Annotated in this window: 12 protein-coding genes and 1 pseudogene; 2 read left to right on the top strand and 11 right to left on the bottom strand. The window is 41.4% G+C overall.

All coding sequences use genetic code 11. The features are described from left to right. Nucleotides 1–138: 138 nt before the first annotated feature. On the bottom strand, nucleotides 139–795 hold the full coding sequence (locus ACGTNI_RS17950; RefSeq protein WP_394463997.1) for a DUF3889 domain-containing protein: 657 nt from the start codon (nucleotides 793–795) through the stop codon (nucleotides 139–141). 127 nt (nucleotides 796–922) lie between these two features. Continuing rightward, a complete protein-coding gene (locus ACGTNI_RS17955) occupies nucleotides 923–1678 on the bottom strand; it encodes an SGNH/GDSL hydrolase family protein (RefSeq protein ID WP_394463999.1) in 756 nt (251 codons plus the stop codon). Nucleotides 1679–1824: 146 nt separating this feature from the next. Here ACGTNI_RS17955 and yxiS point away from each other — a divergent pair, with 146 nt between their 5' ends. Together yxiS and ACGTNI_RS17965 are read left to right on the top strand one after the other, a co-directional pair. After that, the gene (yxiS, locus tag ACGTNI_RS17960; RefSeq protein WP_085508589.1) at nucleotides 1825–2130 is read left to right on the top strand and encodes a protein YxiS; all 306 of its coding nucleotides are present in this window, start codon (nucleotides 1825–1827) and stop codon (nucleotides 2128–2130) included. A 41-nt stretch (nucleotides 2131–2171) separates the two neighbouring features. Further along, entirely contained in the window at nucleotides 2172–2429 is a 258-nt protein-coding gene (locus ACGTNI_RS17965; protein WP_394464001.1) for a DNA alkylation repair protein, read from the top strand. A gap of 37 nt (nucleotides 2430–2466) precedes the next feature. Here the strand turns inward: ACGTNI_RS17965 and ACGTNI_RS17970 are convergent, their stop codons facing one another. The 9 genes and pseudogenes from ACGTNI_RS17970 to ACGTNI_RS18010 all read right to left on the bottom strand — a co-directional run bounded on the left by ACGTNI_RS17970 (nucleotide 2467) and on the right by ACGTNI_RS18010 (nucleotide 13264). Then, nucleotides 2467–2826 carry a hypothetical protein gene (locus tag ACGTNI_RS17970; RefSeq protein WP_394464002.1) on the bottom strand — a complete coding sequence of 120 codons (360 nt, stop codon included), beginning with the start codon at nucleotides 2824–2826 and terminating at the stop codon, nucleotides 2467–2469. Nucleotides 2827–2968: 142 nt separating this feature from the next. Beyond that, nucleotides 2969–3838 (bottom strand): CvfB family protein, encoded by an 870-nt coding sequence (locus ACGTNI_RS17975; protein WP_394464003.1) that lies wholly within the window; start codon nucleotides 3836–3838, stop codon nucleotides 2969–2971. Nucleotides 3839–3913: 75 nt separating this feature from the next. Continuing rightward, nucleotides 3914–4886 (bottom strand): annotated as a pseudogene (gene uvsE, locus ACGTNI_RS17980) (UV DNA damage repair endonuclease UvsE). A 112-nt stretch (nucleotides 4887–4998) separates the two neighbouring features. Further along, nucleotides 4999–7032 carry a catalase gene (locus ACGTNI_RS17985; protein WP_394464004.1) on the bottom strand — a complete coding sequence of 678 codons (2034 nt, stop codon included), beginning with the start codon at nucleotides 7030–7032 and terminating at the stop codon, nucleotides 4999–5001. A 111-nt stretch (nucleotides 7033–7143) separates the two neighbouring features. Beyond that, nucleotides 7144–7923, bottom strand: a complete 780-nt coding sequence (locus ACGTNI_RS17990) for an SDR family oxidoreductase (protein ID WP_394464005.1) — start codon at nucleotides 7921–7923, stop codon at nucleotides 7144–7146. Between the two features lie 14 nt (nucleotides 7924–7937). Further along, nucleotides 7938–9476 (bottom strand): FAD-dependent oxidoreductase, encoded by a 1539-nt coding sequence (locus ACGTNI_RS17995; protein WP_394464007.1) that lies wholly within the window; start codon nucleotides 9474–9476, stop codon nucleotides 7938–7940. Nucleotides 9477–9538: 62 nt separating this feature from the next. Continuing rightward, entirely contained in the window at nucleotides 9539–10534 is a 996-nt protein-coding gene (locus ACGTNI_RS18000) for an LLM class flavin-dependent oxidoreductase (RefSeq protein ID WP_394464008.1), read from the bottom strand. A 32-nt stretch (nucleotides 10535–10566) separates the two neighbouring features. Continuing rightward, entirely contained in the window at nucleotides 10567–10947 is a 381-nt protein-coding gene (locus tag ACGTNI_RS18005; RefSeq protein WP_085508603.1) for a PadR family transcriptional regulator, read from the bottom strand. A 334-nt stretch (nucleotides 10948–11281) separates the two neighbouring features. After that, nucleotides 11282–13264: a S9 family peptidase gene (locus tag ACGTNI_RS18010; protein ID WP_085508604.1), complete on the bottom strand. Its 1983-nt coding sequence runs from the start codon at nucleotides 13262–13264 to the stop codon at nucleotides 11282–11284. Between the last annotated feature and the right edge of the window lie 72 nt (nucleotides 13265–13336).

Raw genomic sequence — 13336 nt, forward strand, 5'->3', positions numbered from 1 at the left:
ACAGCCAGGAACGGAAGCCATCCAACCAGGCATGGGATAAATTCAACCAAAAAGGGTTCCGATCATCAAAATTCGATGATCGGAACCCTTTTTTACTATTTTCGACTAGTTATGTCCCAGCCTCTTTGCTTATGATAGTTATACTTCCTTGAAATCCATCGAAACGATGCGATCTGTATTTGGATTATAAACCACCGTTCCTTCAATCGTGATGGTTTCCTGCGGCGAGCGCAGGACGTACTTATACGTTTCTTTCATTCGGTTGGCATTCTGTTTTGTTTTACTAACCCTGCTATAATCTGTTACATCATAGTTCGGATAGGCAGATTGTACGACCTCAAGCAGGTATTTCCCCCACTTTTCTTCTTCTAATTCTACTCCAGTGGTAATTTCTACATTAATAACGCCCAAGTCTACGTTAGCGCCTAGAGTTTCAAAAGCTTTTCTGTGTAAATTCACTTTATTTTTTCCATAGCCTGCAACCTGATCGACAACGGTCACTAACACTTCTCTGCCATTGGCCAGATTTTTCACCTTTAATGTATCTCCACATTTGTAAGGCGAATTCTGCCCGACTGCTACTGTCATATAGAGATTAGCTGACCAGGGAATCCCGCACTGAGTCACTGTTCCACCTTCCGTCCATGTCGCCTGGCCTCGAACCGGCTGTCTCACATCATGGTATGTCTGATACCCTCCATAATAGTTGCTGTAAGGATAACGGGCATAGGGCGCCTGATAAGGATTCGTCACATATGGATAAGCGTACGGCATATGAAAATGATTCGGATACATCTTTATTCCCCCTGTAATATTCTGAATGTCTCCGATAGCCTATGCATCAGACAGGTTGACCTGTTACAGTGACTGATTAGGCAAAAATAAAAAAACAGACGGCAAAAGCCATCTGCTATACAATCGATCAGTTTCCAAACTTGCGAGGGGTCATTTTCTTCCAAAATTCCTTGGCCACAGCCTGGTAGCCTTCCTGGCTCAAATGTATATCAGGGTAAGGAAGATAGGTTTCATAATCCTCTGCAATTGCTTGAAAAGTAGGAACAAATATTGCTTGATTCGTTTCTGTTATCTGTTTGATACCATGATTGAACTGATGCAAAAAAGAAACTAACTCCTCCTTGGTCCCCTCCTCAATAGGAAGTGACCAAAGAGCATTATAATAGCCCATCACGTAAATATTCGCATCTGTACTCTCTTTAATAATACCTAGAATATCCTCTATATTTTCTAGAGCCTCACCCGATGCTTCATATAATCGACTTCTATCATTAGTGTATAAATGTTCAAGCAAATCATTGGCTCCGATATCGATTGTAATGACATCTGCTTTTGCAATATTATTAATAACCTCTTCTTCCTTTAACTTATCCACTAAATCAATTGTTGTAGCTCCTGGAACACTATGATTATTTAGTGTTACTTTATAGTTGGATTTCTGGAAACGGTCTTTTAAATATTCAGGATATCCTTTTATTTTCTCCAATTTAAATCCACTATCTCCGAACTCTACAGGTGTATAACCAGCTGCCAATGAGTCTCCTAAAGCTACGTAATTTATTACCTTTCTGTCAGGCACCTTCGCATCGCTGTCTAAGGGCATCCCGAGAACAGCAATAAATAAGATTAAAATTGCTATAAATATTGATTTTACTTGTTTCACAAACTTCCCCCTCCTGCTAAAAGTCTTATCTTTATTAATTCCCTATTAAAAACAAAAATTCCTTTTTTTATCGACGTTGAAATAGTTGTGATGTATTTGCAGGAGTAGATATAATGAAACTACCATGATTAAGGGAGCATGATTACATGAACCAGAAAGAAATCGAAGAACAAATCATCCGTAATTATCAGCAGGATGAAGAAATGATGATTCTAGTATTTGCCCAATGGTGCATCAATAATGATTTAGATCCAGTAAAGGTTTATGAGAGAGCTTATCCAAAGCAGCCGAAGAATGATGCTTTAAATCACGCAGTGGAATTGACGGTCCCTAAAAAGGAATCAGAAGACATCCTGGATGAAACGTTACTTGGAGTCCTTTCTTTATTTGGAAACGATGATCTTGCTTTTGTTGTCAGTGAGGAAATGGAAAAACGAAAAAACAATTCATAATACACTTCCCCTTGGAAACAATAAGGGTGGAGGTGGTCAGCATGTCTAACCCATATTTGTGCCCGAATTGTAAAACCAATCGTTCAAGATTCAATCTGATTCAGCAGGTACCTTCCCACGTCAAACTGGATCCAGGCACAGGCATCGTCATGGAAGAATATACAGATGAAAACCTGGATGCCTTTCACTTAAGCTACAAAGGACCAGAAAAGAAGGTGCAATGCGGATCGTGCGGATTAATTGAAGACGAAAAAACGTTTATTAAATTTGCCGAACATAATCCTAGAAAACCCCAGTAAAAAAGAAGCATGCGCAAGAAATTGCGCATGCTTCTTTTTAATAAAAAAATGGAAATAATAAGCGTCTAATATAGAAAAACGGGTAGCGAACTCTACGGAATCTTCGTAATCTTCGCGGATAACCATAAAACCCGCCATATGGGTAGCCTCCATATCCCCCGCCAAAACCACTATAACCGAATTGTCTCTGGTCATCCATGTCGTCACCTGCAGGTACCAGCATATAAACATTATCTTCGTCCGTACCGTCGATGATCCCTTCTACAAGCGAACCATCTGACATTTGAATTTGAACAAAATAATAATGATGGGTCTGGCAAAGATCTTTTACCTCTGCCGCGTTGTTTCTATCCCATTCTTCCTCTTCCAACATTGGATATCCATGATAATTATACATTTATCCAACCTCCTCCCACAGGCAGGATATGCAGTTTACCGGTTATTTGTGAACATGATTTAACTCAGAAGAACTCGCCAGTCATCATTTTAAAGCAAAAAAATGACGATACCTTATAAAACGGGCATCGCCATGAAAACAATCATTGATTCATTGTATCAGTAAGAATTGTTTTTCCATCCTGTTGAATTACTTTTCCTTCTTTCATCAGTTTCCCTACGGCGCGTTTGAATGCTGACTTACTGATACGAAAGGTTTTACGGATTTCTTCTGCATCACTTTTATCATGAAAAGGAATGCTTCCTCCTCTTTCAATTAAATACTCAAGAATTAAGTCCGCATCTTCTTTCATACCTTCCTGCTTTAATGGTCGCAAGGAAACATTGATTGATCCATCCTCTTTGACATCTATCACCCTGCCGGTCACTGTTTCACCGACACGTGGCTCTTCTTTACGTTCTGTCGGATGAATGAAACCGCGGTATCCTTCTTCTGTTAACAGGAAAGATCCTGCCTTGGTGGAACGGTAAATCCTTCCTGTGATGTCTTTCTTTAATAAAGAAACTGGCGCAGGTTCCAAATCTTCCTGAACCTCACCTTCTGTTATTGGTTTAGCGAGAAGACGTCCTTTTTTATCTACTTCCAGACTGACGAATAACCAATCACCGACTTTCGGCCACACGTTCTCTAAAAGCGGAAGGTCGTCGATCGATACAAGTATCTCCTTTTGTATACCAATATCCACAAACACACCTAAATTTTTGACTACTTCCACCACTTCCACCCATCCATATGTTTCCGTATCTGCTTCGGGCATGGTCATCGTCGCTAGGATATTTCCTTTTTTATCGTTATAAAGGAACACTTCAACTTCTTTATCGAGTTCAATATCTTCACTTGCCTGATCGTTTGGCAGCATGACTTCCTGGCTGCTATCTGTCACGATGAAACCTTCTGTTTTTTTCTTTTTCACCATCAAGTTTTGAATAGTACCGATTTTAAGATTACTCATAGTTTGTATTTCTTCCCTTTCCTCAGCTATGCTGATATTCATTATAGCTTAATCGGCTATGTGAAAAAACTTTTTCTATTTATCTACCCATATAAAAGAAGCTTTACTCTTCATTTCAATGTCTGCACGCATGCTTAAATCTTCTGCCAAACGGAATAAAGCCTGATCTTTCTCCTTTGCTTCAATCATACAATCAAGTTGCGGAACTGTTCCATTCACAAATTCAATAAACTTCATGAACATGAGAGGATCTACAAAATCCGCATGACTTTTGAACATTTTATCACTTTTCGGGCTGGAAATGTGCATTTTAGCTTGGAAGCGGTGAGGCTTTCCATGTACCCAGAACACGACTCCAATGATTTGTCCACTTTTCATCTTTATGGTTGGCTAAATGGTGATGCAGATCAAATACAAGCGGAATATTGAGTTTTTCACATACATAAAGGCAATCTTCAAGTGTAAAAGACTTATCGTCATTCTCCAGAATGATCATTTTCTGAAGGCTGGACGGAACCAGCGCCCAATTTTCAATAAAGTTTTCCAGTGCTTGCTCTCTGTCCTGGTAACGACCTCCTAAATGTAACACATACCTGTGAGTTGGATCGATTCCCATGGCATGAAGTAGTAAAAAATGATATTTCAATACCCCCATCGCACGCTGGAAAACTTCCTTCTCCCGGGTATTGATTACCACGAAGTGATCCGGATGAAAATCGACACGCATATCATGGGCTTTTGCATAATCGCCAATAGCCTTTAAATCATTTTTAAGGGCTGTAATATACCGCCACCCTCTTAAATCCTCGTGGGTGGCTAACGGTATAAGCCGGGAACTCATACGAAAAAATTTAATGTCATGCGCTTCATTGTGCTTCAATAATCGTAATGTATTATGTAAGTTGGAGCGGGCGATTACTTCTAACCTATGGATAGCTGCCTCCTCGTCTGACAGGGTGCGAAACCGGCTATACGTCATCGTTTGAGATGGTGAGGCATTTTCAAGGATCTTACTCATAGCTACATAGCCGAGCTGAAATAATGTCATTCTATTCACCTTCTCCATATAAGTACGGTTAGTTTGTTCCACACGCTTCGCTTATATGTAAAAGGAAAATAAACAAGAGGGAGGATTCTCCTCCCTCTCTTCTGCACTATTTTTAAACGATTTCACGGTCCCAATGACGGTGCTCAGCGATAGCTGCAACAAATTCTTTCACATAGGATTTCAGGTCATCATTGATGACAACACCAAGACCATCTTCAATTTTTGCTTTCTTCAGTAAATCGACACCTTCATGAGTCGCACCAATTGGCTTATAGTGAGCAAATGCTTCTTTCAGGAAGTATAATGCATCCTGTTGGAACTTTTTATCCATAGACTTACTGCCTGCAGCGTAGAGTGCATCAAATAATACAGACTCACCAGTCAGGAACGTATGGTCAGCTTCCAGTTCTTCTCCATCGGTACCTTTGACAGTTCCTAGCTTATTACTGATGATTTCCGGCTCTACTTCTGCTTTTTTCAAAGCCTCAATCACTGAAGTGACTTCTTGGCCATTGAAACCTTCCGCTACAATAACACCTACTTTCCGTGTGTGTGGTAGCTTGTTTGTGTTTTCTTGGCTTAAAGCAGGAGAAGCTTTAGTGACATTGGATCCTCCCTCATTCGGCACTTCGACACCTACGTTCTCAGCAACTTCCTGGGCCAATTCCAGGCTTACATTAGCGAACATATTAACCACTTGCTGCTGGATGTCTTCACTGGAAAGCTTACCCAGTTCGAAACTGAAAGCTTCCTTGATATGTTCTTTTTCCGGGTCGCTCATACTGTTCCAGAATAAAGTGGCTTGTGAGAAATGATCCTTGAAACTGTCGCTTCGCTTACGGACTTTCCTACCTTCCACTTTTTCCTGATAATGCTCGAAACCTCCCTCTTCTGGAGATGATGTTGCCGGAGTATTATCAGCCATCGAGTTTTTGTGATAAGCTACCGGGCCTTTATTAATCGTCATACGATTATAGCCATCCCGTTGATTATTATGGAACGGACAGACAGGACGGTTGATCGGAAGCTCATGGAAGTTCGGGCCGCCGAGGCGGATTAACTGTGTATCCGTGTAAGAGAACAGTCGACCTTGCAGCAATGGATCGTTAGTAAAGTCGATACCAGGTACTACATGGCCTGGGTGAAAAGCAACCTGTTCGGTTTCAGCAAATACGTTATCAACATTTCGGTTCAACGTCATTTTTCCGATTTTTTTAACAGGTACGTCTTCTTCCGGCCAAATTTTAGTAGGATCCAATATATCAAAATCAAAATTGAATTCATCTTCCTCTTTGATAATTTGGACTCCTAGTTCAAACTCTGGAAAATCACCTTTTTCAATGGCGTCATACAGGTCTCCGCGATGGAAATCAGGATCTTTACCGGAAATTTTTTGCGCTTCATCCCAGACAAGCGAATGGGTACCCAATACCGGCTTCCAATGCCACTTGATAAAGTGCGCCTCCCCTTTGTCATTCACGAAGCGGAATGTATGCACACCGAATCCTTCCATCATACGGAAACTTCTAGGGATCGCACGATCGGACATCGCCCACATCACCATATGTGCGGACTCCTGGTTATTTGCTATGAAGTCCCAGAACGTATCGTGAGCAGTCGCCCCCTGTGGCATTTCATTATGAGGCTCCGGCTTTAACGCATGGACTAAATCAGGGAATTTGATGGCATCTTGAATGAAGAAGACAGGAATGTTATTTCCTACGAGGTCAAAGTTACCTTCTTCCGTATAGAATTTCGTAGCAAAGCCGCGGGCATCTCGGACTGTTTCCGCAGAACCTTTAGAACCTTGCACCGTAGAAAAACGGACAAATACTGGCGTTGTTTTGGATGGGTCCTGTAAGAAATCTGCTTTTGTATAATCTTTCATTGATTCATACGGCTGGAACTCCCCATGGGCTGCGAAGCCACGGGCGTGGACAATACGTTCCGGAATACGTTCATGGTCAAAATGTGTCATCTTTTCACGGAAATGAAAGTCTTCCATCAACGTGGGGCCGCGTTCGCCGGCCTTTAATGAAAATTCATCTTCAGAAACTTTTGTGCCATGGTTGGTGGTCATTTTTTTGTCCCGGTCATCGGTACGAAACTGTTCTAATTGTTCATTCTTACGATTTTCATTACTCATGTATAATTTCCTCCTTCTTTATGATATGTCAAAGCTTTCCTGTATTCATCTTCCCTTGGCACCACTCTGCAAAACATTTGTCGAAAAAAAGAGTACTCCTTGTTGAGTACTCTAGCGTAATAGTGATTCTGCACCATCTATATAAACCTCTGTACCGGTGATGTGGCTCGAATGCTCTGATGCTAAAAAATAAACAAGATCTGCTACCTGCTCTGGATAACCTGGCTTATGTTCCAGGGGTTGTCCACCTTCTGGATATTCAACTGGAATATCTACTTTCTCCAAACTCTTTTCCTTTTCCGTATTCTGATCGATATTCGTATCGATAGCACCAGGGCAGATAGCATTCACGCGAATTTGGTAGCGAGCAAGCTCAAGTGCTGCCATTTTCATAAAAGCTACCTGACCTGCTTTTGAAGTCGCATAAGCTGACATACCAATTCCTGAGAATGTGCGATTCCCGTTTATTGAACTGGTGATAATAATACTTCCTCCCGAGTGTTTCATAAAAGGTATGGAATGCTTCACAAATAAAAAACTGCTCTTTAAGTTGGTATGAATGGTTTGTTCCCAGTCCTCTGTTTTCATGTCTTCAATAGGTGCAAACGTTCCATTGATACCGGCATTGTCAAAGACGACATCTATCCTTCCCCAGTGAGTATGAACATCAGCAAGCCCTTCTTTTACACGCGCCTCATCCGAGACGTCGATATCGTAGACTTCTGCCTGCCCTCCAGCTGAAAGGATTTTGTCTTGTACTTCTTTTGCCCGGTTTTCCTTCACATCCATTAGAGCGACCGCATAACCTTCTTCTGCCAGTTTAATAGCGGCTGCTTTTCCGATACCGGATCCTGCTCCAGTTACGACAGCTGTTCTTGATTCAGATTTCATAGACACCATCCCATCTATTTTTCATTGTCATTTGATATTTTCTCAAGCGGCTTAGTTGCAGGCCCTTCAATCACATTACCTTCTACCGTAAAGCGGGAACCATGGCAGGGACAATCCCAGGACCTTTCACTGTTATTCCAAGCCAAATCGCACCCCATATGCGTACATGTGGTATCTACCAGGCTGACTTTTCCAGACTTATCTTTATACGCGCCTGCCTGTTTGCCATCCACCTTCACGATAGCTCCTTCATCAAAATTAAGATCTTGCAAGTCCTTTTTATCTTTCGTAGGCAGCTTGCCTTTAACGAACTCTTTTGCAACATCCGCATTTTCTTTGGTAAAACTCTTCAACCCGGTACTATTATGGAACCTCGAGGGGGAATATAATTCCTCGAATGGATTTTTACGTTCCGTAATCAAGTCATGGATCACATCAGCTGCTATAGTACCCTGCGTCATTCCCCATTTGGCAAAGCCGGTGGCTACATAAATGTTCGGATTAGTTGAAGTGATGTTTCCGATGTAAGGAACAAGGTCCAGAGTACTCATATCCTGGGAAGACCAGTGATAAGGAATGTCCTGAATGGCATAGTGGTCTTTTGTAAAATTGACTAGATTGTTGTAATGCTGCCATGTATCTTCACTCTGACCACTAGTATGACCTTCCCCTCCCACTAAAAGCAGCGGTTCTCCATTAGTATCACTTGCATTTCTTATGGAGCGTTTCGGTTCCTCCACATTAAGATACATGCCTTCTGGTACAGTCTGTTCTGCTTTAAAAGCAACAGAATAAGACCTTTCCACATGAAGTCTGGAGAAATAAAGACCATCAAAATCTTTAAATGGAAAATGAGAAGCAATGACAACATGATCGGAAGTAATTGTATTACCATCTGCAGTGATTACCTTTGGTTTATCTCCTTTTTCCATATCGACAGCACGAGTATTTTCAAAAATGTTAACTTGTTTCTTCTTCAGATAATCTATAAGAGGAAGCAGGTATTTCACTGGATGGAATTGTGCCTGGTGATGCATTTTGATAGCTCCAGATACAGGAAAGGGCAAAGCAGTATCATTTGTTATCTCGCCATCAATTTCCAGCTTTTCATAGATTTCTGCTTCCTTTTCTATTAGTTTCTTAGCTTTTTCTGTTTCCCCATAAACAATAGCATCCTGGTAAGAAAAATCGCAGTCTATTTGCAGATCCTCCATATTCTTCTCAATTGCCTGCAGAGCGGCCATATTCGCCTTGTAATATAGCTCCGCTTTCTCATCTCCTATTGTTTTTTGCAGCTGTTGGTATATCAATCCGTGCTGTGCGGAGATTTTGGCGGTCGTATAGCCAGTAGTTCCTTCTAAAATTCGTCCGGCTTCTACGAGAGTAACCTCGTAACCTGATTGAACAAGCCGGTAAGCCGTAGTGATTCCGGCGATTCCGGAACCGACTACGGTAACCTCAGTTGAAATATCCTCTTCCAGTGGGGGAAAACTTTCTATTGGCACACCTCTCCAAAGAGATGATGGTGTATATGGTATCTGTTGATCTCCCATAAATGATAGGCCCTCCTAAAATATCGTTATAGGTACATACCCACGTGGAGGATTTTCATGCATCATTCAAAGTCGATCTCTGCTAGTAACTCATAAGATTTTAACTTAGCTTCAAAATCATAGATATTCGTTATTACGAGAAATTCTTCTGTTTGATACAGCTCCTGCAATCGCAATAGTTCCTGTCTTACTGTATCTTGGGAACCGACAATCATTCGGTTACGATTCTTTTTAATTTTTTCGACTTCTTTAAGCGTGAACGTGTGCCTTTTCACTTCTTCTACGGGTGGCACCCTCGTATCCAGTCCTTTTTCCACTTGGAGCAGCCACATATCCAGACTTAAGGTCAATTGCTCTGCCTCTTCATCTGTTCTGGCGCAGACAACAAACACACAAACATTGATACGTGGAGATTCTAACAGGTAGTTGGACTTAAAATGTGTAGAGTAGGTTTCTATAGCCTCTTCCCCATTGCTTGGATCGATGAAGTGACCAAATGTGAAGCCTGTTCCATTATTGGCAGCATGCCGTGCACCCCTTGATGACAATCCGAGGACCCACATTTCAGGATTTCCGCCCGTATAAGGTGTTGCTCTTACGCCAAACGATGGATGATCCTTTGGTATATCACCAAGGAGATATTGCTGAAGCTCTTTGACTTGTCTTGGAAAAGCACTCATTGTTTTATTAACGCCGTCTGTCAATGCCATGCGAGTTTTTTGGGAGCCTCCGGGAGATCTTCCCAAACCAAGATCAATGCGTTCGGGAAAGAGTGCTTCCAGCACCTTGAAGTTTTCCGCCACCTTTAATGGACTGTACTGAGGTAATAGCACGCCACCCGCACCTACGCGGATATGATCGGTGGCCGAAGCAATTCTGGTAATCATGATTTCAGGTGAGGAACTCGCCAGGCCGTTAGTATTATGATGCTCGGCCAGCCAATATCGGAAATAACCTAATTCTTCCGCTTTTTTCGCTAATCTTAGACTATTTTTCAATGTATCTTCGGCAGTAAAACCTTTAGAAATCGGTGCCTGGTCCAAAACACTTAACAGCATAAAGCTGACGCTCCCTTATCATCGTTGTAAGTTTATTTATATATTTCTTTCATGATCTTATTCAGTATGTCTAGCTGCTCTTCAAATAACAATTTATATCGTTTCTTTAACACATCAAATTCTTCTTTCCCTTTATCGGTAAGCGAATACCAATAAACTTTCTGCCGTTTACGATCATGGGATTTATAATCTTCCTTTCTCGATAACAAACCCTCTTCCGTCATATCATGTAACGTATCCAATAAAGTAGATGGAGCCGGTATCCAATTTGTAGTAAGCTTTTTAAATTCTTTCTTGAATTGTTCACTGATCATTGGAGGATGGACTTGCAGCAGGTGCATAATATAAAACTTTGTAAACTGCGCGGCAGTCATGTTTAATGCAAACTTCTTCGGATTATTTTTATGTGACATTTCTACACCTCTCCCCATCTATTGATAATTCTTTCCTCTATTACTAGATTTATCTTCTATTTTACAATACAATAGGCCTTGTGTGTCTATTTCAGCGCCTGTAGAAAAAACTTCCTTGATGATAAGAAATAAATTTCTAATTTAAAAAGTGTCCATAATACTGGCTTTATAGAAGAGGGTTTTGTAAGCTTGTTGCTAATGATGTTTTTTATATTAGTTCGGAGTTGCTACTAAGTTTCAAGTGGGAATAAATGGAGATTGACTTTAAAGATAAGGTTAACGGATCGAACAATCAGAACGTAAAAAAAGCCGGGAGCTCCGGCTTTTTTGTTTATTATAACTTCTCTTCGAACCAACGAAGCAAATGCTGCAACCGCTCCAGACGTAGCGATGGCTTCCCCGTTCTCGATAAATTATGGTCCGCTTCTGGAATCCGCACAAATTCCGTGTCTTTTTCCTGTCGTTTCAAAGCGATAAATAATTGTTCTGCCTGTTCAATGGGACACCTTAAATCCTGTTCGCTATGGATAATCAAGAGAGGTGTTTCTATCTCATCCACATAGGCAAGAGGTGAATGCTCCCACAATTTCTTAATATTGCGGAGATCTGCTTTGATTTGCCATTCACTGAAGTAATATCCGATATCACTCACGCCGTAAAAACTGATCCAGTTGGAAATACTCCGCTGGGTGACCGCTGCTTTGAATCGGTCGGTATGTCCGACAATCCAGTTGGTCATAAACCCGCCATAACTTCCTCCGGTCAAGCCCAGCCGCTGTTCATCAATAAACTCATACTTCTCCAGCAGATGATCGAGTCCATTCATGACATCCACATAATCATTACCACCATAGTCGCCTCTCACAGCATCGACAAATTCCTGATGATAACTATGGGATCCCCGCGGATTAATGTAAGCTACCATATAGCCCTGGGATGCCAGCCATTGCATTTCATGGAAAAAAGTATTGCCGTACATCGCATGTGGTCCACCGTGAACTTGATAAATCAACGGATAACGTTCCGTTTCATCAAACTCAATCGGTTTCATTATCCAGCCATGCACATCCCAACTATCAACACTCCGGTAGACGAATTCTTCTGGCTCTGAAATCTCCACATGGCTCAGCCACGCATCATGATAATCTGTCAGTTTCTGTTTTTCCTTTTGACTAACATCAAAAACGTAAAGCTCTCCTGGCTCAGTAGAGGTTGCGACTGTAGCTGCCACCTTGCCCGAGCTCACATCAAAGCCATAGATATGCTGCTGGCCATCCAAGATTTGCTTGATATTACCCGAGTCATTTCCTTCATAAAGGACAACATTACCATATTCACTGACAGGGAAATAAAAGGTTTCTTCATTTACCCATTGGACACCCGGCATCCTGGCTCCCTGTATTATGTCACCTGACATATAATCTCCTACGGGAAAATCGAGATCCTTCGTCGCATTTAATGTTTCTTCGCTTTCTTTATCAAAGACGAGAATATCAGGGTGGGAAGCATTCTTATAAACTTGCCCATGAAAAACGAAGGCAAACTTCCTTCCATCCGGAGACCATGCCCCGTCGGATACAAACCCTTTATCGGTTTCTATAATCGTGCTGGTTTTTGACTCTAAATCGTATAAAACCAGATCACTGTCAAACGAAAAATCCTTATTCTCCGCTTCATCTGCTGTATACATTAAACACTTACCCTCCGGAGACCAAGCCAGCAGACCATAATCATGCCCCGGTTTAGTAATGGTTTCGATTTCTTCTCTTTTAAGATCAATGATGCCTATTTGCTCGTATTCCTCAGAAAGAATACCTGCGCCGTCACCCTTATATTTCATCCTGTTAATCACTTTAACTTCTGGCTTGGTTTCATTGGTGTTCTCTTCTTCATCCGTTTTCTTATCAAAGGATTCATCCGGCTTTAAAGCGCCTTGGAATGCGATGCGGTTACCGTCAGGTGACCACTCAAAGTCACTCACTCCGTTAGGACAGGTTGTTATTTGTTTCGCTTCCCCTCCCGCTAAAGGGAGGACAAAAAGTTGACTGGCTTTGTTTCTGGTAGAAAGAAATGCAAGATAATCCCCTTTTGGGGACCATTGGGGCTGAATGTCTTTTTGTTCCCCATAGGTCCATTGATTCACCTGTTCACTCGTATTATCATAATAGAACAAATTAGATATGTATTTATCTTTATCTTTCTCCATATGAGTTTTAACGAAAATAATACCTTTCCCATCCGGTGACCACTTCGGATCTGTGATCGATTGGATGTTGAAAATATCTTCCTTTGTGACTGCCCGATTAGCGTCTGACATCGTTCTCCTCCTTTTGACCTGTTACTGCTTCCCCTGTAGTATGGATGCTTCCTTCTTATTATTACAAATTTT

The sequence above is a fragment of the Thalassobacillus sp. B23F22_16 genome, from assembly GCF_043496955.1.
Classification (GTDB): domain Bacteria; phylum Bacillota; class Bacilli; order Bacillales; family Halobacillaceae; genus Thalassobacillus; species Thalassobacillus devorans_A.